This window comes from Herbaspirillum rhizosphaerae (genome assembly GCF_001189965.1).
GTDB lineage: Bacteria > Pseudomonadota > Gammaproteobacteria > Burkholderiales > Burkholderiaceae_D > Herbaspirillum > Herbaspirillum rhizosphaerae.
The window spans coordinates 18,892-43,643 of the sequence record NZ_LFLU01000002.1; the positions used below are offsets into that span (position 1 = coordinate 18,892).

Genomic DNA, 24,752 nt, shown 5'->3' on the forward strand with positions numbered 1-24,752 from the left:
CATGAATCAAGCCGCAACGAAAGTGGAAACCGACGCCGTGCGCGTCATCTGCGCCGAGCAGGACTGCGAGGCCGGTTACAACCTGAAGGCGGCTTTCCCCGACTTCCCGCAAGTCTTGCAGGGCTGGCAAAAGGCCACCGCGGCGATACGCGAATCCATGCTCAGCGATGCAGACATCGCCTGCGGAGCGGGACCGCTGCAGAACTTCGACGTCTACCGCGCCGCCGGCGCCGATCGTCCTTTGCTGGTCTTCATCCATGGCGGCTACTGGCAAGGCGGCGACAAGAGCGATATCGGCTTCATCGCTGCACCGTATGTGCGCGCCGGCATCAGTGTCGCGGTCATGAACTATTCGCTGGCGCCGCAGGCGAGCATCGAGCAGATGGCGGAAGAGGTGCATGCCATGCTGAAGAAAATCAAGAGCATGGCCGGAGAATTGAATATCGATGTCCGGCGCATTTCGCTGATGGGGCATTCTGCGGGCGGGCATCTTGCTGCATACGTCGCTGCGCAACTGAAGGATGATCCGGTGCAGGCCGTATTCGCCGTCAGCGGCCTGTTCGATCTGGTGCCGCTGATCCCGACTTCGCTGAACAAGGCGCTGACGCTGGATCTGCAACGCGCCGAAAATCTGAGCCCGGTGTTGATGGATGGCCCGCCAGCCACGCGTGTGCACACCATCATCGGTGAACACGAAACCGGGCAATTCCACGTCCAGGCCGCGGTCATCGCCAACTGCTGGCCGCAGGTTGTGGCGCACCATGTCGTGCCGGAAACGCATCACTACACGGTGTTGTGGCCGCTCGCCGATGAGGGCAGTCCGGTTTGCAAGGCGGTGATCGCCGAGATTCTGCGCTAAGGAAGAGTACACATCTGATGCGCCTGCGCCAGCAGTTCGAATGAGCGCAGGCGATCTTGCAGCGCATAAGTCCACGCCGTGACGCCGATCTCGTCGGCGCCGGCGTTGTCTGCCAGGCGATGCAGCTTGCGCATCACGTCGTCGGCGGTGCCGACAAAGTTGCGTTCCAGCTGCAGTTCGATACGTTCCCGTTGCTGTGCCGTGTAGGCATAGGCCAGTGCCGTCTCAGGCGGCTCCAGCGGTTCCCGCACGCCGTCGTCGAGACGCGTGCGCCATCGGCCGCGCGAGGCAAACAGGCGGCGTGCTTCTTCTTCGGTATCCGCCGCCAGCGCCCACGCCATCATGGCGGCATACGGCGCTTCGCCGAACGCACCCGGACGAAACGCCGCGCGATAGGCATCGAAGGCCGCTTCCGAAATCCCTGCGCTTTGTTCCGCCGAATAGTTGAAGCACATCGGCAGGCCGAGTTCGCCTGCTGATCTTGCTCCGGCTACGGAGGTCACCAGTAACCACGGCTGTGGTTTGCCCGGATTGTGCGGGAGTGTCTTCAACCCGGCCAGTTTGTCGTCGTTGCCGGGAATGTCCTTGTTCAGCCACGCACACAGCTCGCGGATCTTCTGTTCGAACTTCAGGCGGTCGCCATCGCCGCCGGGATTGAGCGCACGGAAGGCATTGCCGTCGCCGCCCGGCGAGCGTCCCAGGCCGAGGTCGACGCGTCCCGGCGCCAGGGCTTCCAGCACGTTGAATTGCTCCGCCACTTTGAACGGTGCGTAGAACGGCAGCAGGATGCCGGCCGCACCCAGGCGGATGCGCGAGGTCAGCGCAGTGAGTGCGCCGAGCAAAATCTCCGGCGCGCTGCCGACGATGGCGGGATTGTTGTGATGCTCCGAGACCCAGAAACGGTGGTAGCCCAGGCGTTCGCAATGCTGCGCCAGCTGCAGCGTATTGCGCAGCGCTTCGGCGTGTGTCGTGCCGGCGGAGTATGCCGATTGGTCGAAGGCGATCAGGGGTTTGCGGGATGTACTCATGATTCTGTGGAGGCGCGCAGGGGAATCACGTAGGGAATATCGCCGTCGCTGCCGATACGCGCACTGACGCCGTAGACGGCTTCGATATGCTGCGGCGTGAGCACTTCGCGCCAATGTCCTTGCGCGACGATGCGTCCTTCTTTTAGCATCACCAGACGGTCGGCAAAGCGGCTGGCCAGTCCCAGATCGTGGATGGCGATCAGCACGCCGCTGCATTGGATGTCTGCGATTTCGCGCGCAGCGCTCATGGCTTCAAGCTGGTGATGCAGGTCGAGATCGCTGGTCGGTTCGTCCAGCAGCAACAGACGCCCTTGCTGCACCAGCGCGCGCGCCAGCAGCACGCGCTGGCGTTCCCCGCCGCTGAGCTCGTCGTAGGAGCGCAAGGCCAGCGTGTGCAGCTTCAGGCGCTCGATGACATCGAGCACGATGCGGCGATCCTGTTCGCTGCTGTTCCAGCTGCGATGCGGTGCGCGGCCGAGCGCGATCATGTCGGCCACGCGCAGCGACATGGCCGAGCCGGTGTGCTGCGGCACGTAGGCGACTGCACGCGCCAGATCTCGGCGCGACATGTCCTGCAGGTTTGCACCGTCGAGCGTCATGCCCGTGTGCTGCGACGACAGGATGCGGTTGACGCACTTGAGCAGCGTGCTCTTGCCGGCGCCGTTGGGGCCGACCAGGCAGACGATTTCACCGGCGCCGACTTGCAGGTCGATGTTGTCGAGGATGAGGCGATTGCCGTGGCGGTAGCGCAGTCCGGAAATAGTCAGCATTACAGCACCGCCTTGTGCCGGCTCGACAGCAACAGATGGAGGAATAAAGGCACGCCGACATATGCCACCACGATGCCGACCGGGATGATCACCGGCGCAAACAGCAGGCGTCCCGCCATGTCGGATAGCAGCACCAGCAGCGCGCCGACGATGGCGGAAAAGGGCAACAGCCAGCGATGGTCGCCGCCGATCAGCAGGCGCGCGATGTGCGGCGCCACCAGGCCGACGAAGCCGATCACGCCGGTGAAGCTGACCACGGCGGCGGTCATCATGACCGCGACGATGGTCACCACTGCGCGCACGCGGCCGACCGCAAAGCCGAGCGAGGCGGCGATGTCGTCGCCGCCGGCGGCAAACGCATTCAATGCCCAGGCATGCCATTGCAGCAGCGGCGTACCGAGCAACAGCACGCCGCCGGCGATGGCGACTTCGTTCCAGGTGCTGCCGTTGAGCGAGCCGAAGGTCCATTGCACGATGGCCGAGAGTTGCTGTTCGGTGGCGACGAACTGCACGCTCGCCGTCAGCGCGCTGAACAGATAAGTCAGGCCGACGCCGCCTAGCACCAGCATGGTGGCGCTGACGCCGCGCAAGGCCGAGAAGGCCAGCACCAGCGTCGCGCACAGGACGGCGCTGGCGAATGCGGCGGCGACCGTGAAATAGGGGCCGCTCCATGGATTGGCGGCGCCGGAGAGGATCGCCAGCGAGGCGCCGAAAGCGGCGGCGGGAGAGATGCCGACGGTATAGGGACTCACCAGCGGATTGCGCGTGATGCCTTGCATGGCGACGCCGGCCAGCGCCAGCCCGGCGCCGGCGATGACCGCCATGACGATGCGCGGCAGGCGCAGCTGTTGCAGCAGGCCGATCTGCCACGCCGGAATATCCGCCAGCCAGGCCGACGGCAACAGGGGCGCAAACAGGCCGCGCAGGCTGGTCGCGAGACTCAGTTTTTGCACGCCCAGTGCGCCCGATACGGTCATCGCGGCAATCAGCAAGAGCACGCCGGCCAGCATCGCCAGACGATTGCGCCAGCGCTGGCGCTGCAGCGCGTGCAGCAAGACCTGCCGCGATACCGGCGTCATGGCGTCGCTCACTTGCGCAACTCCGCCAGCGATGCGGTATAACCGCCCGGCGCCGGTACCTGTTGGAAGTCTTCCAGCCAGGTGCGCATCACCCGGTCGGGATCGATATCCCTGAAGCGATCCGGATACAGCCATTTGGCGATCTGCAGCGCGCCGATGATCTTGGAACAGCCGCCCGCCAGGTAATAACTGATGTGATACACCTGCCCGTTGCGCACCGCCGGCAGGCGGTCGAAGCCGGGTCGCGCGGCCAGCGCTTCCAGCACCTGCGAAGAGAAGGCGCGGCTGTGCGGTTCGTACTGTCCCGGCTCCAGCTTGACGATGACGTCGGGACGGCGTGCGATGATTTCTTCCGGATCGATGCTGAAGCCTTGCACGCTGCCGCGCGCCGACGATTGATTCAGGATGCGCACGTCGCCGAACACATTGATGCCGCCGCCGATCTCCACCATGTCGTGCCAGCCTGAGCCTTTGAGCAGAGTCTTGTAGGCGCCGACTTCTTCGATGTAGACGCGCTTGCGTTGCGCCATCGGCAAATTCTGCAGGCGCTGCGCCAGCAGGTCGCGGTAGCGGCGATAGAAGGCATTCAGTTTGGCCGCGCGTTGCGGCTGCCCGAACAGCTGGCCGAACAGCGTGACGTTTTCTTCATGCTTGAGCACGTCCCAGGCGGTGACCACCACCACCGGAATGCCGAAGCGTCCCAGCACCGTGGCCGCTTTTTGCCAGTCGCTGTTGCGCGGGAAAAAGACTGCATCCGGCTGCATCGCGACGATGGCTTCATAGTTGGGGCTGGTCTGGCCCTGGCCCGCCAGCATGGACGGCGTCACCGTCGGCCAGTAGCTGCGGCTGCGCGCGGAGTCGATGTCGACGCCGACCACTGGCTGCATGCCGGCGACGGCGCGCACGAATTCGGTGGTGTAGCGGTTGAAGACGACCACGCGTTTCAGCGGCGTCCTGAGCGTCAGTTCGCGGCCGACGTCGTCGCGGAAAGTGAGACTGTGACGATCGGTCTGCGCGTAAGTCAGCGTCGCCCATGTCAGCAATATCAATAGGAAAAGCAACCGCAAAGGCCGCAGCCCCTGCAGTTGTTGTCCATGATCAAATCGATCAGAACGCATAGTTCATGGTCATGGTGTAAGTGCGCGGCGCACCCAGGATCCACTGCGTCGCCGTACCGGCATAGGTCGATGCGGCGTAGACCTTGTCGGCGATGTTGTCGATGCGGAAGTCGAACTTCAGCTTGGGCGACACCTTCCAGGCCAGGCCGGCGTCGAGCACGGTGTAGGCCGGCAGGCGCGACTGGTCGGTGTTGTCGGAGTAGCGGTCGCTGACGTAATGGGCGCCGGTGCGGGTTTCCCACTGCGGCGTGACGTTCCACAGCACGAACAGATTGCCGGTGCGTTTCGGCACGAACTGCGGACGATAACCGGCCAGCGAGGTCGCCTTGCCGTTGACCGTGGCGACGAAGTTGTCGAAGCGCGCCTGCAGCACCGAGGCGTTGGCTTCCACGCGCCAGTCGTCGTTCAGCTTGAACGTCAGCGAGCCTTCCAGGCCGCGCGACGACTGCTGGCCCACCGTATCCGAGATGGTCGGCGTATTGATGTTGGGCGCCAGCAGGTTGTTCTTGATGATGCGGTAAGCCGCCAGCGTCCATTCCACGCGGCCGTTCCACAAAGCTTGCTTGACGCCGACTTCGGCTTGCTTGCCTTTGGAAACGCCGTACTGCATTTGCGCCGCGCTAATGCTCGCCAGCGAGGTGACCGGATCGGAGGCGACCGCATATTGCGCATACAGCGAGGTGTCGGCGACAGGAGTAAACACCACGCCGGTATTCCAGGACACTGCGTTCTGGTTGCCGTTGGCGCTGGTCAGCGTGAGGAAGTCGTCGCGCCTGGTCTGGTAGTTGTCGCCGCGCAGGCCGCCGGTGACGGCCCATTGCTTGCTCAACTGATAGCGGTCCTGCAGGAACAGGCCGGCCTGGTCGACCGTCACGCGATACAGGGCGCGGATGGACGGCGCGTTGCCTTGCGAGAAAACGCCGGGATTGAAATTGAGCGCGTTGACGGTGCTCGATCCGGCGAAGTTGCCGGCGGTGTTGGTGTTGTCGTTGCGGTCGTACAGCGAGCGGTTGAAGTCGAAACCGACCACCAGCTGGTTCTTGTTGCCGAACAGTTCGCTGTCGATGGCGGCGTAGCCGTGATCGCCGTACTGCGTCTGCGCGCCGACGATGTCGCGGTAGTTGGAGCGTGCGACGTTGCCGGTGGTGGGGTTGTAAGTATAGGTATAGGTTTCCTTGTAGCGGCGGTCGTGCTTGATCAGGTAGAGGTCGTTGCTGAGCACGACCTGGTCGCTGAGCGCGTAGCGCGCGCGCAGGTAGGTGCGGTTTTCGGTGAAGCGCACCTGGGCATCGTCGACGTTGTAGTTCTTGAAGCGCGTGCCGGGCACGATGGCGCCGTTGACGATGGGTGTGCCTTCGTAGCTGCCGGGATGGATGTCGGCGTAGTCGTTGGCCAGGGTCAGGGTCAGGTCGCGTGTGGCTTTCCACAACAGCGAGCCGGAGACCGTCAGGCTGTCGCTGCGGCCGCGGTCCATCCAGCCGTCGGAATTGATGTGGCTGACGTCGAGACGATAAGCCAGCGTGTCGCTGAGCGGGCCGGTGCTGTCGAAGGCCTTGCGATAGGTGCCGAAGGAGCCTGCCGAAAATTGCACTTCGTTGGATTGCTGCTTCAGGTCGGGGCGCTTGGGCACGACGTTGACCGCGCCGCCGACGAAGCCGGTGCCGTACAGCACCGATGCCGGGCCGTTGAGGAATTCCACCCGTTCTACGTTCCATGGGTCGACCGGGAAGGTCACCACGCCGCCGGCGTTGTACAGCTGCAAGCCGTCGTACAGCTGAGAAATCGAATTGGGACCGTAGAAGCCGCGCGCCGACAGCGAGTTATTGCCGTTGCCGGAGAACGGCACCGAGGTGATGCCGGGGGCGCGCGTTTCGGCGTCGAGCAGGGTTTGATAGCCGCGCTCGCGGATCGTGTCGCCCATGATGACGGCCACGCTGGCCGGCGTTTCCAGCGGCGTCAGGTTGAGCCGGCCGCCGGCGGTGGACGGCGTCTTCAGGTTGCCGCCGTCTTGTGCGGTGACGTTGATTTCGGGCAGCGTGGCGTTCGCGGTTTGATTCGTTTGATCCGCCGTCTGCGCCGAGACGGCGCCGGCGTTGATCACGGCGAATGTGCCGAAGGCGCTCGCGAGCGCGTACGACAGGTGGCGCAGTTTGCCCGCGCGCAGTGATGCAGAGTGTTTCATGAGACTTTCCCTTTGATGACCGCCATCTCCGTGTCGTGTGATGGCAGTCTGTTTTTGTACGGCGCGCATCCCCGCGCGCCGTGATCAAAGGAAGCCGGCAAACAAGAGTAAAAGTGAAAAGCGAAGAGGTGCGCAACGGACACCCGAGGCGACAAGCGCAACGGACCGGCGGCCTCGGGCGGGAGCCGGAGGGCAGGTGCGGCGGATCTCGGATTCGGTAGTCGTGTGCAGTGCTTCGCAGTTCACGGCATACCCCGGCCGTTCGCTTCCATCCGTTCTGGCCGGTATCCGGGCTAACAGGACCGATCGCCTCGCCTTCCCATGCCTGAAACGAGCGCACAGTGGACTATGGAGGCAATCTGCCATGCAACAACATCCTGCACGGCGCCTGTTTTACCGTTGCGGGGACAGCACACGTTTGCCGCTGCAATCATCGGATGGTTACCTGACTGGAGCGCGTGTTTCCCGTTTAACTGCAATCAAGGAATCTGATTGCGAGCACCAAAACTCCGCCATGATACTTGCGCAGGTGGGTTCCCGCAATCGCGGCGTCGGGCTTGTACGGGCCCGAGGGCGCGGTGGCTGCTTCGTGTTTTCTGTGCATTTTGTCGGCCCTCGCTATACTTGTCGTCTTTACAGGGAAGGACATCATGACTTCGCGCAATCGCTTCAATCTCACATACTCATTGCCGTTCACCATCGCTGCGGCGACCCTCGCTCTCGGCGCCGGCAGCTTTTCCGCCGCCGCCTCGGCGCAAGCCACCATCAAGATCGGCGAGATCAACAGCTACAAGGCGCAGCCGGCTTTTCTCGAGCCCTACCGCCAGGGTTGGGAAATGGCGCTGGAAGAAATCAACGGCAGCGGCGGCGTGCTGGGCAAGAAGCTTGAAGTGATTTCGCGCGACGACAACGGCAATCCGGGCGACTCGGTGCGCGTGGCCGAAGAACTGGTCAAGCGCGAACAGGTGTCGCTGCTGTTCGGCGGCTTTCTCTCCAACACTGGTCTGGCGCTGACCGACTACGCCAAGCAGCGCAAGATTTTCTTCCTTGCGGCCGAACCGCTGACCGACAAGATCGTCTGGCATAACGGCAACAAGTACACCTATCGCCTGCGTCCGTCGACCTACATGCTGGTGGCGTCGCTGGTGAAGGATGCCGCCAAGTTGAAGAAGAAGCGCTGGGCCATCGTCTATCCGAATTATGAATACGGCCAGTCCGCCGTGGCCAGCTTCAAGACGCTGATGAAAGCCGCGCAGCCGGACATCGAATTCGTCGCCGAACAAGCCACGCCGCTGGGCAAGATCGACGCCGGCGCCGTCACCCAGGCGCTGGCCGACGCCAAGCCGGACGCGATCTTCAATGTGCTGTTTGCCACCGACCTCGGCAAGTTCGTGCGCGACGGCAATACGCGCGGACTGTTTGAAGGCCGCGAAGTGGTGTCGATGCTGTCGGGCGAGCCGGAATACCTTGACCCGCTGCGCGGCGAAGCGCCCAGCAACTGGCTCGTCACCGGCTATCCCTGGTATGCCATCAACACGCCGGAACACAAGAAATTCGTCGACGCCTATCGCAAGAAATACAACGACTATCCGCGCAACGGATCGCTGGTCGGCTATAGCACGCTGATGTCGATCGCGGCGGGTCTGAAGAAGGCCGGCAGCGCCGATTCCGACAAGCTGGCGGCGGCGTTCTCCGGGCTGAAGGTGGAGACGCCGGTGGCGACGATCACCTATCGCGCGCAGGATCACCAGTCCACGCTGGGGGCCTTCGTCGGCCGCACCGGCGTCAAGGACGGCAAGGGCATCATGAGCAGCTTCGTGTACGTGGACGGCGCCACCCTGCAGCCTTCGGATGCGGAAGTGAAGAAGCTGCGTGCAGCGGATTGATCAATGCATGAATGAGGTACAGGCCGGCGCAGCGATTGCGTCAAGCCTGTGCCGCATTGTCGGTGCCGACGTTGCAGACCTGCTTGCCGTCGTTCGCCGGCAAGGAATTTTCTCCTGACGAAATCCGGTTGCGCCCGCTGTTCTTGGCGAGATAGAGCGCGCGGTCGGCGCGCGCGCTGAAGCGGTCCAGGCTTTCTTCGCGGATCGCCGTGGCGATGCCGATGCTGATGCTGTAGCGGCAGACGCCGAACTCGCCGCTCACCGCCTGTTGCTCCGCTTGCCGGCGCAAGGCTTCCGCAATGTGTGCGGCGTCCGTCAGCGGCGTGGCCGGCAACAGCAATCCGAACTCTTCTCCTCCCAGCCGTCCCAGCGTGTCGCCGGCACGCAGGCAACCGTGCGCCATCGTCACGAATGCGCGCAGCACCTGGTCGCCGCCGGCGTGGCCGTAGCTGTCGTTGATGCGTTTGAAATGATCCAGGTCGATCAGCAGCAGGCTCAGCGGGCTGGCCGGCTGCGCGCTTGCCAGTGCATCGCGCGCACCGCTCTCGAATCGCATGCGCGACAGGGCGCCGGTGAGGTGATCGTGATGCAGCGCGTGTTCAACCTTGGACAGCATGGCGTCGTGCACCATCATCACCGCAACCATGGTCATGGTCGGCATGACCACGGCGCCTACGGTCAGCAGGCCGATGTTCCAGATGTTGTTGAGCATTGCCGCCGACTCGTCCGGCGTCATGATCAGGAAGTACGCGCCGCGCGTCAGTTGGGTGGCCGCAAACAGCATGGCCAGCGCGGCAGCGAACCAGAAATTATAGGGACTGCGATTGGCCGGACGATGGCGCACCAGGATCACGCTGACGGCAGCGCAGACCGTGCCGTTGAACGCGGTGCTGGCCGCCACGCGCATGGCCAGGTTCTGGTCGACGTAACGCCAGATCACCATGGCGACGCCGACCAGCACCACGCCTGCGCCCATGCGCAGCCACGGTATCGGACGACCGAGAAAACGCGCGCAACCGGCGTAATAGAGTGCTCCCGCCATCGACAGCACGATGTTGGCGACGACGATGGAAATGAAATCCGGAATCGCGCCGCGCAGCGCCAGCAAAGGCAGCGACACCACCATCGCCAGGTTGGCGAAGAACCATTCGCGCACGCCGGCCACCGGCGAGCGCAGCAGCGATCCCAGCACCAGCAGCATGGCCAGGCTGAACAAGGCGGTGGTGGTCAGAATGGAGACGACGGTGAGCATGATAAGGGGCGGAAAAATGCGGCAGGGAACTGCACGGCCGCGTATTGTAATGCGCAACAACGGCGCGGGGCGCGCTCATACATTCTTTGCATGGCGTCGCCGGCGGATCTGCGCCAGATCCGTTTTCCTTGGGCAATATTTTGGCGCGCCATGTTGATGCGATTCTTGATGCGATTTTTGATGCAATTCAGCAACCTTGCCTGCGGTCGCGAAAAAAATCGCAAGACGGTGCCGCAGGCAAATCCTATGAGGCGGCGATGACGCACGCATGACATGGCTGCCGCCAATCAGGAGCGCGCGCGTATACCCGATTTTTTTGCGAGTGATTGTTTCTATTTATGGAATAACGTTTTTCCCTTGTCGCCATTTATTCTCGTATTGGCAAAGATTAAAGTACGGCCATCGATGAGCAGCACTAAACTCCCTTCATCGACAGGCGGCCCGAAGGGTGTTCATGTCCGTCGGACCGCCGTTCCTTAATCATCGTCAATCAACGAAAGAAAAAAATGGCTATCCATCCATTGGCGGCCGCTCTCTTTTTGACCGTTCTCAGCGGTTCCGTACTAGCAGAAGCGCCCAACCAACAATTCGCAACTCCCAAGACCCGTGCCGAAGTCGTGGCTGAACTGATCCAGGCCCGCGCCAACGGCGAGCTCAACATCAGCGACGCCGATTACCCGTCCACGCCGAAATTCGTCTCCACCAAAACCCGCGCCCAGGTCGTCGCCGAACTGGAGCAGGCCCGTGCACGCGGTGAGCTCAACGTCAACGATGCCGACTATCCGTACGCGCCGCCGTTCGTCTCCACCAAGACCCGCGCCCAGGTGCTGGCCGAGCTGGTCGAGTACAACAAGCATCCTGATCCGCAGGGCTTGTATCACGGCTATTGAGCAACGCGGGACACAAGACAGACAAGCAGCAACGCAAAAAATCCGATGACCTCGTCCATGCGCACAGCGCCCGACGACGCCGCAGAGGAAAAGCCGTCACGACGCCGCACAAGCCGCTGTCGTCGTGAGGCAGGCGGAGACAAGAATTCTTCCGAACACACAAGAAAATCGAGGTAAGCATGTATTCCCTGAGCGCAAACTATCTGGCCGGTCATGTCGATGAAGTGCTGGAGCTGGCCGGCTCCGATGAAATCCTGGTGACACTCGATTCCAGCGACAACCTGATGATCCTGAAGGAATCCACCTGGCGTTCGCTGCAAGACATCGTCCACCTGTTCGCCACCTCCGTGAACGCCGAGCGGCTGCAGCAGAGCCTGCAACAGGTGCGCGCCGAATATCTGGTCGAGGCCGTCGTTGAGTGAGCCCGCCATGAAGCTGCTCCTCACGCCGGGCGCCGCCGAAGACCTCGCCTACTGGGACGCCAGCGACAGCGCATTTGCCGGCAAGATCCGCCAGGTGCTGCACAAGCTCAAGCACGGCGAAGCCCTGCCCAGCCATCAGGTGACCAGCTTGCCGCTGAGTCTGAAAGGACTCAGCGCAGTGCGTTTGTCGGCCGAACATCGGGTCGTGTTCGAACGCCTGAACGGCGACATCATCGTGCACCAGTGCCGTTTCCACTACTGATTGCGGTCCCGCCTTTTCTCCTTAATCCCATGCATTCGCATCGGGCAATGCCCCTTCCTTCCGGCCGGGGCATTGCTGGTTTTGCTGAACACGCATCGTTGTATAAAAGATACAAATAACGCTGTTATCAGAGTAATTTAAAAATAAATCTTTGTTTTAAATTCCATTATTTGTTTAAATAAATAAAGTCTTCTTGCAATTTCCATCGAGAAGCATCGATTTCGACGTGTTTTCGCCACACCGCGATCGATCAATACTGGATGTCATTTCAACAATCTTTGGAGTTCTAAAAATGAGAAAGTCTCTTCTGGCGCTGGCCGTTATCGGTTCGCTCGGCTCTTTTGCCGGCATCGCCCATGCACAAAGCTCGGTCACGATCTACGGCATCATCGACGCCAGCGTCGGCTACAACAGCAAAGTGGCGACCGGCACAGGCCGCGTAACCGGCAACCGCGCCGGCGTCGATTCGGGCGCCATCAAGGGTTCCCGTCTGGGCTTCAAGGGTAGCGAAGACCTCGGTGGCGGCCTGAAAGCCCTGTTCAACCTGGAAAACGGCTTCAACGTCGACACCGGCGCCGCGGCGCAAAACGGCACGCTGTTCGGCCGTACCGCCACCGTCGGCCTGTCCGGCAACTTCGGTGCAGTGCTGCTCGGCCGTCAGAAGGATTTCATCGACGACATCGCCGCCTTCACCACCATCGACGATCTGGGCGGCATGGTCAGCAATGTCCACGCCAAGGATCTGGATCGCACCAACGGCGAGCGCGTCAACAACTCCATCCGCTACAACACGCCTAACGTCAACGGTTTCTACGGCAGCGTGATCTACGGCTTCGGCGAAACCGCCGGTTCGACTTCCACCGGCCAGTCCTACGGCATCGGCGGCGCCTACGCCAACGGTCCGTTCGGCATCGGTCTGGGCTACTTCCAGGCGAAGAAGGCCAGCAACGCCACCGGCGCCGTGGCTTCCAGCGACGTCAATTCGTCGTCGGCAACCACTTGCGCGACCGGCGCCGGCAATGTCGGCGACACTTGCCTGAAGACCTGGACACTGGCAGCCAGCTACCAGCTCGGCGCAGCCAAGCTGCACGGTTCGTGGTCGCAAGTGAAGCTGCCGCTGGCGCAAGCCGGCAGCGCGTCGTCGTTCTCGGCGGCATCGGCAGCCAGCTTCACGGGTGACACCACGGCGCAGTTCGCCGTCGGCGGCATCAACAACGACAAGACCAACATCTTCGACGTCGGCGTGAACTATGCGCTGACACCGTCGCTGTCCTTGCTCGGCAGCGTGCAGTATGCCCGCGTGAACTTCGTCAACGCCGCCAACGGCAAGATGACCCAGCTCAACCTCGGCGCCAAGTACGCCTTGTCCAAGCGCACCACGCTGTACGGCATCTACCGCAACCTGCGCGCATCCGACATGTATAACGTCGGCGTGAACAGCTCCAGCGTGCCGGGCGCGGACAACAGCCAGAACGCCCTGAACGTCGGCATCATCCACAACTTCTAATATAGAGGTGGAGGAAGAGCGCTTATTGATTCCCTCAATAAGCGCCTTCGTCAGGAGCAGAGGCGAGCGCAGCATCTCGCATCCCAAAAGCGCCGGTCTATCCCTGACCGGCGCTTTTTTCTGCCTGTTTGCAACTATTTCCGGCCATGTTTGCCGGGATGCCTGTGTGCAATCCGCTGCAAGCCGCGCGCTGCCTGTGTACCGGTAAAAAGCTATTGAATTGATGAAGACTATCAATTTTCCCTAAAGATTGAATTTCCCTAAGATTGCTCCATGTCCAGATCCAGCCACGCAGGAATGTGGACCGCAGGTAAGAAAAATACTGCGCCGGTCATCGGGCCGGCGCCAAACTTCAGGGAGCTTCACATGAACAATCCATCTCAGCCTGCCAAAGGAACCGCCGTCAGCGTCGCGGCCCGCCTCGGCATCAGCTTCGCCATCGTGCTGGCCATGATGCTGGCGCTGACCATCCTCAGCATCATGAAGGTCAACTCCATCGAAGGCAGCCTCAGCACCATCAGCGACGACAACAACGTCAAGCAGCGCTACGCCATCAACTTCCGCGGCAGCGTGCATGACCGCGCCATCGCCCTGCGCGACCTGACGCTGGTCGGCGACGGCGAAGTCAAAGACGTGATCGGCCTGATCAACAAGCTGGACAACGACTACCAGCAATCGGCCAAGCCGCTGGACGCCATCTTCGCCGGCGAACAGGGCAAGAAAGTGCGCGCCGAAGAACGCGCCGACCTCGACGTCATCAAGGCCATCGAAGCACGCGCCATGCCGCTGGTGCAAAAAATCATCGCCGCGCGCACCGCCGGCGACATCGACGGCGCGCGCCAGCTCATGCTGCAGCAAGGCAAACCGGCCTTCACCGAATGGCTGGCGTCGATCAATAAACTGATCGATCTGGAAGAACAGATGACGCAGGCAGAATCGGCCCGCGCACGCAGCCTGGCGCACGGCTTCCAGGCGCTGATGCTGACTTTCCTGGCGGTGGCGATGGTGGCCGGCGTGGTGCTGGCGACGCTGATCACACGCTACATCCGCCGCGCGCTGGGCGCCGAACCGGATGACGTCAAGGAACTGGCCTTTGCGGTCGATCGCGGCGAGTTGTATCACGCCGTTGACCTCAGCAAGGACGGCGTCGCCCGCAACAGCATCATGGCCGCCTTGTCGGAAATGAGCAGCAACCTGCGCAACACTGTCAGCGAAGTACGCGACGCCGCCGCCGGCGTGACCGAGATCAGCAGCCAGATCGCCGAAGGCAACCGCGACCTCGCCGCCCGCACTGAAGACCAGGCCGCCTCGCTGGAAGAAACCGCTTCGGCGATGGAGCAACTGACCTCGACCGTGAAGCAGAACGACGACAACGCACGCCAGGCCAACCAGCTGGCGCACAATGCCTCCGAAATCGCCCAGCAGGGCGGCGCCATTGTCGGCCAGGTGGTGCAGACCATGGATTCGATCAACACCTCCTCGCGCCGCATTGTCGACATCATCGGCGTGATCGACGGCATCGCCTTCCAGACCAATATCCTGGCCTTGAACGCGGCAGTCGAAGCAGCCCGCGCCGGCGAGCAGGGACGCGGTTTCGCGGTGGTGGCGACGGAAGTGCGCAGCCTCGCGCAGCGCAGCTCGGCCGCCGCCAAAGAGATCAAGCAACTGATCGACGACTCGGTGGAAAAGGTCGATACCGGCACCAAACTGGTCGAGCAAGCCGGCGACACCATGGAACAGATCGTCTCCAGCGTGAAGCGCGTGACCGACGTGATGGGTGAAATCTCCGCCGCCAGCCATGAGCAAAGCATAGGCATCGAAGAAGTACACCGCGCGATTGCGCTGATGGATCAGGTCACCCAGCAGAACGCCGCCCTGGTGGAGCAAGCCAGCGCCGCCGTCGGCACCTTGCAGGACCAGGCCGCCAGCCTCAACCATGCGGTCGGCGTGTTCAGCCTGGAAGCGCCGGGGGCGCAAGTTGTTTCACCGGTGAACATCGGCAACATCGTGCCGCTGCGTCCGCTCGGCGCCACGATCGTCAATCCTGCCCCGCAACTGAACGACCAGCGCAAACGCGCCTGATCGCCCGGCTCCCCACCCCGGCCCCGCCCGCCCCATGCAGTATGGTGGCCGGCGGGGCATCTTTTTGCGTGCTGAAAATTTCCTTCCGGCATCACTTCATTTTGCACATCCTGCTGCCGATAATCTTGGTGTGGGGCATTTGCCTGCCAAGCTTGCACAACATCAAGAATCAATAGAACAGAAATACAGACAGGGACGGCCCATGATTCATATACTCCGCTCATCATCGTCGCTGGCGAAGGTGCTGATTCTGCCGTTTGTCGTCCTCATCCTCGCGTTGTCGCTGCTGGTCGGATTGCTGTCTTATTTCGCCGGCCGCCATGCTGTCGTGTCGGTGGCCGAGCAAATGCTCGATCAGACCGCCGATCGTGTCGCGCTTACGGTGCAGCGCCATATCGATGGCGCCACGTCCGTGCTGGAAGCGGCGTTCCCGCGCGGCCTGCCGGTGACGACCGACATCAATACCGACCTCGATGGCATCCGCGCCCGCTTCTGGATCGCCACCTCGATGCATCCGGAACTGAACAACTACGTCTTTTACGGCAACCGCAGCGGCGACTTCGTCGGCCTGTTCCGCTATGGCGTCGAGGATGCGGAATTGCGCGTCAAGCGCGCGACGGTCAACTACCGCAGCGCCTATCGTTTCGACCGCATCGGCGGCCAGCTCAGCATGCCCAAGAACGACGAGACCAAATTCGATCCACGTACGCGGCCCTGGTACGCCGCCGGACAAAACAGCGACCGCGATGCCTGGAGCGAGATTTACATCAACTACTGGGACCGGGATCTGGTCGCCACCCGATCGCGGCGCGTGCTGGCGAAGAATGGCCAGTTCGAAGGCGTGGTCGCCACCGACGTCTCGCTCAAGGTGCTCAACGACTTCGTCCGCGATCTGCATGTCAGCGCGCGCGGCGTCGCGTTCATCATGGAGGCCAACGGCAACCTGATTGCCTCCTCCAGTGGCGAGAGCATCTTCACCGGCCAGCAAGAGCAAGTCGACCGCTTGCGCGCCGACGCCAGTCAGAACGAAATCATTCGCGACGCCTACGTCACCTTGCAACAGCATCTCGCCGAAGAAGAAAATCTCGGCGGCGCCAACACCACCTTTACGTTCGAGGGGCCGGGCGGCGAGACGATCTACGCTTCCTACTCGTGGGTGCGCGACAGCGCCGGGCTGTCCTGGATCACGGTGGTCGCGGTGCCGCGCGGCGACTTCCTCGATATACTCGACAAGAACGCACGCTGGACCGTCGTGATCGCCGTGTTGGCCGTCATCATTGCGCTGCTGCTGGGTTTGAGCGTGGTGCACTGGGTGGTGCGCGATGTGCGCCGGCTGTCGCGCGCGGCGGCGCGCATCGGCAAAGGGCAGATGAACGTCGCGCTGAAGATAGAGCGGCGCGACGAGATCGGCCAGCTTGCCGACAGTTTCATGCAGATGCAGAGCGAACTCAGCACCGACAAGCTCACCGGCGTCACCAGCCGCGCCGCTTTGCTGCGCTATCTGGATGCCGCCGTGCACAAGCGCGGCCGGCGCGCCGCCGAGTTGTTCGAACAGTTCACCGTGATGTTCATCGACCTCAATCGTTTCAAGGCCATCAACGACAAGCTCGGCCATGAATACGGCGACCTCACGCTGATCGAGGTCGGTCAGCGCCTGCGCACCATCATGCGCGAGGACGACGTGGTGGCGCGCTTCGGCGGCGATGAATTCGTGCTGGTGTTCTGGGGCATTGCCGAGGCCGCATTCGCCGACAAGGTGCGAAAGAAAATCGAAGATGTCCTCGCGCCGCCGCTGGAATGCCTGATGGAAGTCGAAGGCGCCGAAGGCATGACGGTGGGCGCCTCGATCGGCGTGTCTTTTTATCCGCAAGACGGCAAGGATGCGGAAACGCTGATCAAGCTTGCCGATCACGGCATGTACGAAGACAAGGCCGCCGGCCGTAAGAACGAGAAGGACGGCGGGCGCGATCATCGCTGACGGCGTGCAGGCGGCGTCAAGTAATGGCACACTGAGCGCCATCCGCCTGGCCATCCTTCAGGAAATCGTCCAACCATGATCGTCAACAATCTCTTGCGCCGGCTTGATCTCACCACCTTGCGCCTGTTCGTCTCGGTGCAGGAAGAGGGCACGCTCACGCGCGCCGCTGCACGCGAGGCCATCGCCGTCTCCGCGGCCAGCAAGCGCCTGGTGGAGCTGGAGCAAGCCATCGGCGTGGCGCTGTTCGTGCGTCATGCACGCGGCATGGAACTGACGCCGGCGGGAGAGACCTTGTTCACGCATGCGCGGCGCGTGCTGCTCAGCGTCGAGACCATCGGCCTCGAACTGGCCGAGCATGCGCAAGGGGTGCGCGGCTATGTACGCATGGTGGCGAACTTGTCGGCCATCGTCGAATTCCTCCCCGAAGACCTGATGGCGTTCACGCAATTGCACGAGCAGGTCAAGCTGGATCTGGAAGAGCGCCCCAGCGGCAGCGTCGTCAAAGGCGTGCAGGACAGCTGGGCCGACCTCGGCATCTGTTCCGGCGACACCGAGACCTACGATTTGCACACTACGCTGTACCGGCGCGACCGCCTGGTGCTGGTGATGCGCGACAGTCACGCATTGGCAAAACGCAAGAGCGTGAGCTTTGCCGATACGCTCGACTACGATCACGTCGGCCTGCATGCCGATAGTTCCATCAACGCGCGCACGCATCTGGCGGCGCGCTCCGGCGGCAAGTCGCTGAAGATGCGTATCCACGTGCCGGGCTTCGATGCCGTCTGCCGCATGGCGCAGGCGGGTATGGGGCTGGGCGTGATTCCTTCCGGCGTGTATGAAGCCATCGGCCGCTCGCTCGGTCTCACTGCGATGCCGCTCAGCGACGACTGGGCCAGCCGCGAATTGAAGATCGTGGTGCGCGATCCCAAGGGTTTGTCGCCGGTGTCGCAGGCCTTGTACGACTATCTCTGCGGCGCGGAAGAACGCGCTGCCGGTAACCTCAACGTCAAACTTAAAACAAGAAAAGCACAGTAACGACGAGCGTTCGCGTTTGGCGAACGCTGCTTGCCGACTTACGGTTGGACGTCGCAGGTATTCCCTTCTTATCCTGTAAAAAAGGAAGAAGGAGACTGCAATGAGTGGACCACTCACAGGAATACGCGTCATCGAAATCGGCACCCTCATCGCCGCGCCGTTTGCGGCGCGCGTGATGGCCGAGTTCGGCGCCGACGTCATCAAGATCGAAGCCCCCGTCAACGGGGATCCCATCCGCAAATGGCGCAAGCTGCACGAGGGCACCTCGCTGTGGTGGTACCTGCAATCGCGCAACAAGAAATCGCTGTCGGTCAATCTGAAATCGCCGCAGGGCATCGCGCTGATCAAGCAACTGGTGGCCGATGCCGACGTGCTGATCGAGAACATGAAGCCGGGTGCGCTGGAAAGCCTGGGTCTCGGCTGGGACGAGCTCAGCGCGCTCAATCCCAAACTGACGCTGGTGCGCATTTCCGGTTACGGCCAGACCGGCCCGTACAAAGACCGTCCCGGTTTCGGCGCCATCGGCGAAGCCATGGGCGGCATCCGCTACACCACCGGCGAACCGGACGGCGTGCCGGCGCGCGCGGGCATCAGCCTGGGCGACTCGCTGGCGTCGCTGCATGCAGTGATCGGCGCGCTGATGTCGCTGCTGCGCGTGAAGACCGGACAAGGCCTCGGCCAGGTGGTCGACGTGTCGCTGGTCGAGAGCGTGTTCAACCTGATGGAAAGCCTGGTGCCGGAATACGATCTGCTCGGCCACGTGCGCGAACGCAGCGGCGGCACCTTGCCCGGCATCGCGCCGTCCAATACCTATCCGACGCGCGACGCCGGCTACGTCGTCATCGCCGGCAACAGCAACCCGATTTTCAAGCGCCTGATGCACGCCATCGGTCGCGCCGACCTGGCTGAAGATCCCGCCTTCGAACACAACGACGGCCGCGTGCAGCAAGTTGCCCTGCTGGACGCCGCCATCGCCGGCTGGACCTCGCTGCACGGCATGGACCATGTGCTGGCCGTGCTGGAACAGGCCGGCGTGCCGTCCGGCCGCATCTATTCCGTGGCCGACATCGTCGCCGATCCGCACTACCAGGCGCGCGACATGATCCTGTCGGCGCAACTGCCCGGGGGCGTCAACGTCAAGATGCCAGGTATCGTGCCGAAGCTGTCCGACACGCCCGGCGAGATCCACTGGCAAGGTCCGGCGCTCGGTGCGCATACGGTGGAAGTGTTGTCGGGACTCGGACTCGGCGCAGAAGAAATCCGCCGTCTGCAGGAAGAAGGAGTGGTGCAATGAGTGCGCTTCAGAACCAGGCTTCCGAGCGTCTGATCGTGCAGGAAGTCTCGCCGCGCGACGGCTTGCAGATCGAACCGAGCTGGGTGCCGACCGAGGACAAGATCGCGCTGATCGACGGCCTGTCGCAGGCCGGATTCACGCGCATCGAAGCCGGCTCTTTCGTCTCGCCGAAAGCCATTCCGGCGCTGCGCGACGGCGATGAAGTATTCCGGCGCATCGCACGCAAGGATGGCGTGATCTACGTCGCATTGATTCCCAACGTCAAAGGTGCAGAACGCGCGCTGCTGGCCGGCGCCGACGAACTCAACATGGTCATGTCCGCCAGCCAGACGCACAACCGCGCCAACATGCGGATGAGCTGCGAAGCATCGCTGGCCGGTTTCAGCGATATCGTGGCTTTGGCCCGGGGCGTGGACGACGTGTCGCTCAACGCCACCGTCGCCACCGCCTTCGGTTGCCCCTTCGAAGGCAGGATCGACGAGGACCGCGTCATGCGTATCGTCGACGACTACCTGCAACTCGGCATCACCGGCATATCGCTGGCCGACACCACCGGCATGGCCAATCCGCGCCAGGTGGCGCGCATCGTAGGGCGCGTTCTGAAACGCCTGCCGGCAGCGGCGCTGACGCTGCATTTTCACAATACGCGCGGCCTCGGGCTGGTCAACGTGCTGGCCGCGTATGAAGCCGGCGCGCGCCGTTTCGACGCCGCGCTCGGCGGTCTCGGCGGCTGTCCGTTTGCGCCGGGAGCATCGGGCAACATCTGCACCGAAGACCTGGTCAACCTGTGCGAGGAAACCGGCATCGAGACCGGCATCGATCTGCCGCTGCTGATCGGCATGTCGCGCAAGTTGCCGGCGCTGCTGGGGCATGAGGTGCCGGGCCAGCTGGCCAAGGCGGGACGCAACTGCGACCTGCATCCGATACCGGCTGCCTTGCAGACCGCGGTTGAGAAGACATCCCCTGCGCATTCGCAATAACACGCAACAGCACGCACAAGAACAAGAGCACATCGCCTTTAACCAAGCGCGCGCCGAAAGTCTCAACAGAACATTCGGACGCCAACAGGAGACAACATGAACACCCATACCGCCGCGGGGCAGACCCCGCAAGAACTCGTCGCGCCTCAGGCCGACAGCAATCCCGCCGACATTGTCGCCATCGTGCGCAAAGCCGCCTGGCGCATCATGCCGCTGATCATGATCTGCTATCTGTTCGCCTTCTTCGATCGCATCAACATCAGCTTCGCCAAATTCCAGTTGCAGGGCGACCTCGGCCTGAGCGACACCGCCTACGGTCTCGGCGCCAGCCTGTTCGTGGTCGGTTACGTGCTGTTTGAAGTGCCGAGCAACATGTTCCTCTACAAAGTCGGCGCGCGCCGCTGGATCGCCCGCATCATGATTTCGTGGGGACTGGCGACGGCAGCCATGGTGTTCGTCTCCAGCGAGTGGCAGTTCTACGGATTGCGCTTTGTGATCGGCGCGATGGAAGCCGGGTTTGCGCCGGGCGTGCTGTATTACCTGACGCTGTGGTTCCCGTCTTCATATCGCGGACGCATCACCTCCATGCTGTTCCTGGCGTCGGCCTTCGCCGGGCTGATCGGCGCGCCGGTGTCGGGCATGATCCTCGGCCATATGGAAGGCGCCTTCGGCATCCGCGGCTGGCACTGGCTGTTCATGCTGGGCGGCTTGCCGTGCATAGGCCTCGGCCTGGTCGTGCTGTGGCAGTTGAAGGACAAGATCGAAGACGCCGGCTGGCTCAGCCAGCGCGAGCAGCAGATCCTTGCCGCCAACGTGTCGCGTCCGACGTCGCACGAACGCGGCCACTCGCTGCTGGGCGCGATCAGGACGCCGGGCTTCCTGATGCTGGGACTGGTGTACTTCCTGATCCAGGTCGGTTCCTACGGTCTCAACTTCTGGGCGCCGCATCTGATCCGCACCGCCGGCACGCAGAATCCGACCGTCATCGGCCTGCTGACTGCCGTGCCTTATATCTGCGGCGCGGCGGCGATGATCATCGTCGGTCGCTTATCCGACGCCAACGGCGAACGCCGCCGCTTCGTCATCGGTTTAATGATCCTGGCAACCGTCGGCTTCTTTGCCGCCGGCGTGTTCGAAAAGCAAACCGTCTTGCTGATCGTTGCACTGGGCGTCATGGGTGCCGGCGTGGTTGCCGCCATCCCCGCCTTCTGGGCGCTGCCGCCCAAACTGGTGACCGGCGCCGGCGCCGCTGCCGGCATCGCGCTGATTAATACGCTCGGCCAGCTCGGCGGCATCGTCAGCCCGGTGATGGTCGGACGCATCAAGGACCTGACCGGCAGCACCACGCCGGCCCTGTATGCGATAGGCGGCATGACCTTGCTGTGCGCCTTGCTGCTGATGTATGCGATGCCGGCGGCATTGCGCGAGAAGGAGTAAGTTCCGGCTGCCGATGCAAAGCCCCGTTCCCTTGAGCGGGGCTTTTTTCATGCGGCAATTTGTCTTCTAAAGTTATGCGAATTCCTTCTTGGACTCGCTTGTATCCCGCTTCCTATAATTGATCGCACCCACCATATCCGGCTGCCGCGATATGGTTTACATCGACGACCGGAGGCGACATGAACGCAATTGCAGGCAAGACTGTTCCGACTTACGAAAAGATTCGCGTAAAACCGCAGGCGGTGCATATCGGCGCAGAGATTTCCGGCGTCGATCTGCGCGCGCCGCTCGACCCGACCGCCGTCGCCGAGATCCGCGCGGCGCTGCTGCAATGGAAGGTGGTGTTCTTCCGCGATCAGCCGCTGGACCACGCGCAGCATGTGGCGTTCGGCAAGCAATTCGGCGACCTGACCGTGGGACATCCGGTGTTCGGTTATGAGGCGGGCCATCCGGAAATCTATTCGGTCGGCCGCGATCGTTTCAAGAGTCGTTTCGACGGCCCACGCCTGGTGCGTCCGTGGACCGGCTGGCACACCGACGTCACCGCCGCGGTCAATCCGCCGGCGGCATCGATACTGCGCGGCGTGACGATTCCGCCTTACGGCGGCGACACGCAATGGACCAATCTGGTGGCGGCCTACCAGGGTTTGTCGCCGGCGCTGCGCGCCTTCGTCGACACCTTGCAGGGCGAGCACCGCTTCACGCCGCCCGAAGGTAATCGCGCCACGCAGGACTTCGTCAACAAGGTCGCAGCGACGCCGCTGGTCAGTCATCATCCGCTGGTGCGCGTGCATCCCGAGACCGGCGAAAAGGCGCTGTATGTCAGCCCCGGTTTTCTCAAGAACATTGTCGGCCTGCATCCGCGCGAGAGCGAACAATTGCTGGCGCTGCTGTTCGAGCATGTGGTGCGTCCCGAGTACACGGTGCGCTTCAAATGGGAAGAGGGCTCGCTGGCGTTCTGGGACAACCGCTCCACCGCGCATCTGGCGCCGGTCGATATTTATGACACTGACTTTGAACGTCAGCTGTATCGCATCACATTGGTCGGCGATGTGCCGGTCGGCCCTGACGGCAGGTCTTCGGTCAGTATCGAAGGGCAACCGGTCGTCGCGCATAGCGTCGAGTAGGAGCGCCGATGCCACGCATTGAAATTTCGCCGCGCTCGGTGGCCATCATCGGCGGCGGCATGTCGGGAACGTTGGCGGCGATTCGCCTGATTCGCCAGGCGCGCAGCCCGTTGGTGATCCGCATCTTCGACCCCAATCCGGAACTGGGACGCGGCGTTGCCTATGGCACCACTGATTTCAGTCATCGTCTGAACGGGCCGGCCAAGGCCTTCAGCCTGCGGCCGGACGACGCCAGTCATTTTGCCGACTGGCTGCAGACACGCGCCAATCGTTCCGGCTGGCGCGATTTCGACGACCGGTTGCTGGCGTTTGCACCACGCTGGTTATATGGCGATTACATTCGCTCTGAACTCGCCGAAGCACTGAATGCCGCAGCGCCCGACGTCGAACTGGAGCATGTACTGGCGCGTGTCGACGACATTGTGCAGGAGCACAATCGGGTGCGCATCAAGGTCGATGCGCGTCGTGAATTTCTTGCCGATCATGTCTTGTTGGCGCCTGGTGTATTCAAGGCAAAACCGGGGTTTGCCGTTACGCCGGATCTGCACGATGACGGACGTTATCTCGCCGATCCGTGGCATCCCGAGGCGCTCGACAAATTGAGGAATGTCGAGGATGTGCTGCTGGTCGGGAGCAGTCTGACCATGATCGACGCGGTGGTGTCGCTGGAAGCCCGCGGCTATCGCGGAAACTATCAGGTTGTCTCGCGCCGCGGCCTGGTGCCGGTCGGACGCAATGAGGCGCAGGCATGGCCGGAATTCCTGACGGATGTGGCTGCGCCGGTTTCCGTACGTGCAGTGTTGCGCGCGGTGCGTGCGCAGATCGCCATAGCAAAAGCCCAAGGCGAAGACTGGCAGCGCGTGGTGCTTGCAGTACGGCCGCATCTGACGCGCCTGTGGCAGGGGGCGTCGCTGATCGAGCGACAACGTTTCATGCGTCATGTGCGTGCCTACTGGGACATGTTCCTGCACCGCGTGCCGCCGCCGAGCGCAGCCGTGTTCGATGCAGTGCGCGCAGCCGGTCGCGTGCGTTTGCATACGGGTACGCCGACTGCGGTTCATTCCGCCGAAGACGGCAGGCTGGATGTATCGGTGCGCCTGCGCGGGAAATCCGCAGAAATTGTCTTGCGTAGCGATGCCGTCATCAACTGCACCGGCTTTGAATATGTATGGAAGCGCGTGAGCGATCAGCCTTTGCTGGCGCGATTACTGGAAAAGGGATACGTGCGCCCGAGCGCGCTCGGACTCGGCATCGATGCGGATCCGCAGACGCTGGCGGTAATCGGCGTCGACGGCAAAACGTCGGACAATATTTCCACCATGGGTTTGCCGTTGCGTGGCGTGCTGTTCGAATCAGGCACCATTGCCGAATTGCTGCGGCAGGCGGTATTGCTGGCGCCGCTGCTGGATGCGGCTGGACAGTATGCGGATGAAGAGGCGCGCGACGCCGCCTGATCATGACAAATCCGAGCATGCATACTCGGATTGATTATTGGATGCGTTGAAGCAAGAGCGATATAGTGGAGTCTCTCCTCTCTGCTTCATGATTTGTGATGTTGCAATGT

The 24,752-nt window shown here is 62.5% G+C and carries 20 protein-coding genes and 1 riboswitch; of the genes, 14 read left to right on the forward strand and 6 right to left on the reverse strand.

Going from position 1 to position 24,752, the window contains the following annotated elements; all coding sequences use genetic code 11:
• Position 1: 1 nt before the first annotated feature.
• Positions 2-859 carry an alpha/beta hydrolase gene (locus AKL25_RS02835; RefSeq protein WP_050476146.1) on the forward strand — a complete coding sequence of 286 codons (858 nt, stop codon included), beginning with the start codon at positions 2-4 and terminating at the stop codon, positions 857-859.
• Here AKL25_RS02835 and AKL25_RS02840 read toward each other — a convergent pair.
• From AKL25_RS02840 to AKL25_RS02860, 5 genes are read right to left on the reverse strand one after another with little or no spacing between them, the layout of a single operon-like run.
• On the reverse strand, positions 856-1,887 hold the full coding sequence (locus AKL25_RS02840; RefSeq protein WP_050476147.1) for an LLM class flavin-dependent oxidoreductase: 1,032 nt from the start codon (positions 1,885-1,887) through the stop codon (positions 856-858). The genes AKL25_RS02835 and AKL25_RS02840 overlap by 4 nt on opposite strands.
• A complete protein-coding gene (locus tag AKL25_RS02845) occupies positions 1,884-2,657 on the reverse strand; it encodes an ABC transporter ATP-binding protein (RefSeq protein ID WP_050476148.1) in 774 nt (257 codons plus the stop codon). The genes AKL25_RS02840 and AKL25_RS02845 overlap by 4 nt, the downstream gene beginning before the upstream one ends.
• Positions 2,657-3,748 carry a FecCD family ABC transporter permease gene (locus AKL25_RS02850; protein WP_240475630.1) on the reverse strand — a complete coding sequence of 364 codons (1,092 nt, stop codon included), beginning with the start codon at positions 3,746-3,748 and terminating at the stop codon, positions 2,657-2,659. The genes AKL25_RS02845 and AKL25_RS02850 overlap by 1 nt, the downstream gene beginning before the upstream one ends.
• Positions 3,745-4,803, reverse strand: a complete 1,059-nt coding sequence (locus AKL25_RS02855) for an ABC transporter substrate-binding protein (protein ID WP_240475631.1) — start codon at positions 4,801-4,803, stop codon at positions 3,745-3,747. Before AKL25_RS02855 ends, AKL25_RS02850 begins: the two co-directional genes overlap by 4 nt.
• 40 nt (positions 4,804-4,843) lie before the next feature.
• Positions 4,844-7,036, reverse strand: coding sequence for a TonB-dependent receptor (locus AKL25_RS02860; RefSeq protein WP_050476150.1), 2,193 nt, complete (start codon positions 7,034-7,036; stop codon positions 4,844-4,846).
• 262 nt (positions 7,037-7,298) lie between these two features.
• Positions 7,299-7,557, reverse strand: a riboswitch (cobalamin riboswitch).
• 129 nt (positions 7,558-7,686) lie between these two features.
• Here AKL25_RS02860 and AKL25_RS02870 point away from each other — a divergent pair.
• Positions 7,687-8,922, forward strand: coding sequence for an ABC transporter substrate-binding protein (locus tag AKL25_RS02870; RefSeq protein ID WP_050476152.1), 1,236 nt, complete (start codon positions 7,687-7,689; stop codon positions 8,920-8,922).
• 40 nt (positions 8,923-8,962) lie between these two features.
• Here the strand turns inward: AKL25_RS02870 and AKL25_RS02875 are convergent, their stop codons facing one another.
• A complete protein-coding gene (locus AKL25_RS02875) occupies positions 8,963-10,174 on the reverse strand; it encodes a GGDEF domain-containing protein (protein ID WP_050476153.1) in 1,212 nt (403 codons plus the stop codon).
• A gap of 506 nt (positions 10,175-10,680) precedes the next feature.
• On the opposite strand from AKL25_RS02875, the gene AKL25_RS02880 reads away from it, so the two are divergent.
• The 12 genes from AKL25_RS02880 (at position 10,681) to AKL25_RS02935 (ending at position 24,642) form a co-directional block, all read left to right on the forward strand.
• Positions 10,681-11,064 (forward strand): DUF4148 domain-containing protein, encoded by a 384-nt coding sequence (locus AKL25_RS02880; protein WP_050476154.1) that lies wholly within the window; start codon positions 10,681-10,683, stop codon positions 11,062-11,064.
• A 179-nt stretch (positions 11,065-11,243) separates the two neighbouring features.
• Positions 11,244-11,486, forward strand: a complete 243-nt coding sequence (locus tag AKL25_RS02885; protein ID WP_050476155.1) for a hypothetical protein — start codon at positions 11,244-11,246, stop codon at positions 11,484-11,486.
• Between the two features lie 7 nt (positions 11,487-11,493).
• Entirely contained in the window at positions 11,494-11,748 is a 255-nt protein-coding gene (locus AKL25_RS02890) for a type II toxin-antitoxin system YoeB family toxin (protein WP_050476156.1), read from the forward strand.
• A 292-nt stretch (positions 11,749-12,040) separates the two neighbouring features.
• Positions 12,041-13,255, forward strand: a complete 1,215-nt coding sequence (locus tag AKL25_RS02895; protein WP_050476157.1) for a porin — start codon at positions 12,041-12,043, stop codon at positions 13,253-13,255.
• A 366-nt stretch (positions 13,256-13,621) separates the two neighbouring features.
• Entirely contained in the window at positions 13,622-15,337 is a 1,716-nt protein-coding gene (locus AKL25_RS02900; RefSeq protein WP_050476158.1) for a methyl-accepting chemotaxis protein, read from the forward strand.
• Positions 15,338-15,539: 202 nt separating this feature from the next.
• Positions 15,540-17,315 carry a sensor domain-containing diguanylate cyclase gene (locus tag AKL25_RS02905; RefSeq protein ID WP_050476159.1) on the forward strand — a complete coding sequence of 592 codons (1,776 nt, stop codon included), beginning with the start codon at positions 15,540-15,542 and terminating at the stop codon, positions 17,313-17,315.
• A gap of 75 nt (positions 17,316-17,390) precedes the next feature.
• On the forward strand, positions 17,391-18,350 hold the full coding sequence (locus AKL25_RS02910; RefSeq protein WP_050476160.1) for a LysR family transcriptional regulator: 960 nt from the start codon (positions 17,391-17,393) through the stop codon (positions 18,348-18,350).
• Positions 18,351-18,450: 100 nt separating this feature from the next.
• A complete protein-coding gene (locus AKL25_RS02915; RefSeq protein ID WP_050476161.1) occupies positions 18,451-19,644 on the forward strand; it encodes a CaiB/BaiF CoA transferase family protein in 1,194 nt (397 codons plus the stop codon).
• The gene (locus tag AKL25_RS02920; RefSeq protein ID WP_050476162.1) at positions 19,641-20,624 is read left to right on the forward strand and encodes a hydroxymethylglutaryl-CoA lyase; all 984 of its coding nucleotides are present in this window, start codon (positions 19,641-19,643) and stop codon (positions 20,622-20,624) included. Before AKL25_RS02915 ends, AKL25_RS02920 begins: the two co-directional genes overlap by 4 nt.
• 96 nt (positions 20,625-20,720) lie before the next feature.
• A complete protein-coding gene (locus AKL25_RS02925; protein ID WP_240475632.1) occupies positions 20,721-22,061 on the forward strand; it encodes an MFS transporter in 1,341 nt (446 codons plus the stop codon).
• A 188-nt stretch (positions 22,062-22,249) separates the two neighbouring features.
• Positions 22,250-23,188 carry a TauD/TfdA dioxygenase family protein gene (locus AKL25_RS02930; RefSeq protein ID WP_420840699.1) on the forward strand — a complete coding sequence of 313 codons (939 nt, stop codon included), beginning with the start codon at positions 22,250-22,252 and terminating at the stop codon, positions 23,186-23,188.
• An 8-nt stretch (positions 23,189-23,196) separates the two neighbouring features.
• Positions 23,197-24,642, forward strand: a complete 1,446-nt coding sequence (locus AKL25_RS02935; protein WP_050476164.1) for an FAD/NAD(P)-binding protein — start codon at positions 23,197-23,199, stop codon at positions 24,640-24,642.
• The last annotated feature ends 110 nt before the right edge of the window (positions 24,643-24,752 follow it).

Excerpts from the sequence above, each read along its gene's own strand:
- AKL25_RS02900 (WP_050476158.1), top strand. The coding sequence starts at position 13,622 with ATGAACAATCCATCTCAGCCTGCCAAAGGAACCGCCGTCAGCGTCGCG.
- AKL25_RS02840 (WP_050476147.1), bottom strand. The coding sequence starts at position 1,887 with ATGAGTACATCCCGCAAACCCCTGATCGCCTTCGACCAATCGGCATAC.
- AKL25_RS02835 (WP_050476146.1), top strand. The coding sequence starts at position 2 with ATGAATCAAGCCGCAACGAAAGTGGAAACCGACGCCGTGCGCGTCATC.
- AKL25_RS02875 (WP_050476153.1), bottom strand. The coding sequence starts at position 10,174 with ATGCTCACCGTCGTCTCCATTCTGACCACCACCGCCTTGTTCAGCCTG.
- AKL25_RS02890 (WP_050476156.1), top strand. The coding sequence starts at position 11,494 with ATGAAGCTGCTCCTCACGCCGGGCGCCGCCGAAGACCTCGCCTACTGG.
- AKL25_RS02935 (WP_050476164.1), top strand. The coding sequence starts at position 23,197 with ATGCCACGCATTGAAATTTCGCCGCGCTCGGTGGCCATCATCGGCGGC.
- AKL25_RS02905 (WP_050476159.1), top strand. The coding sequence starts at position 15,540 with ATGATTCATATACTCCGCTCATCATCGTCGCTGGCGAAGGTGCTGATT.
- AKL25_RS02915 (WP_050476161.1), top strand. The coding sequence starts at position 18,451 with ATGAGTGGACCACTCACAGGAATACGCGTCATCGAAATCGGCACCCTC.
- AKL25_RS02845 (WP_050476148.1), bottom strand. The coding sequence starts at position 2,657 with ATGCTGACTATTTCCGGACTGCGCTACCGCCACGGCAATCGCCTCATC.
- AKL25_RS02860 (WP_050476150.1), bottom strand. The coding sequence starts at position 7,036 with ATGAAACACTCTGCATCACTGCGCGCGGGCAAACTGCGCCACCTGTCG.
- AKL25_RS02910 (WP_050476160.1), top strand. The coding sequence starts at position 17,391 with ATGATCGTCAACAATCTCTTGCGCCGGCTTGATCTCACCACCTTGCGC.
- AKL25_RS02885 (WP_050476155.1), top strand. The coding sequence starts at position 11,244 with ATGTATTCCCTGAGCGCAAACTATCTGGCCGGTCATGTCGATGAAGTG.
- AKL25_RS02925 (WP_240475632.1), top strand. The coding sequence starts at position 20,721 with ATGAACACCCATACCGCCGCGGGGCAGACCCCGCAAGAACTCGTCGCG.
- AKL25_RS02920 (WP_050476162.1), top strand. The coding sequence starts at position 19,641 with ATGAGTGCGCTTCAGAACCAGGCTTCCGAGCGTCTGATCGTGCAGGAA.
- AKL25_RS02895 (WP_050476157.1), top strand. The coding sequence starts at position 12,041 with ATGAGAAAGTCTCTTCTGGCGCTGGCCGTTATCGGTTCGCTCGGCTCT.
- AKL25_RS02880 (WP_050476154.1), top strand. The coding sequence starts at position 10,681 with ATGGCTATCCATCCATTGGCGGCCGCTCTCTTTTTGACCGTTCTCAGC.
- AKL25_RS02870 (WP_050476152.1), top strand. The coding sequence starts at position 7,687 with ATGACTTCGCGCAATCGCTTCAATCTCACATACTCATTGCCGTTCACC.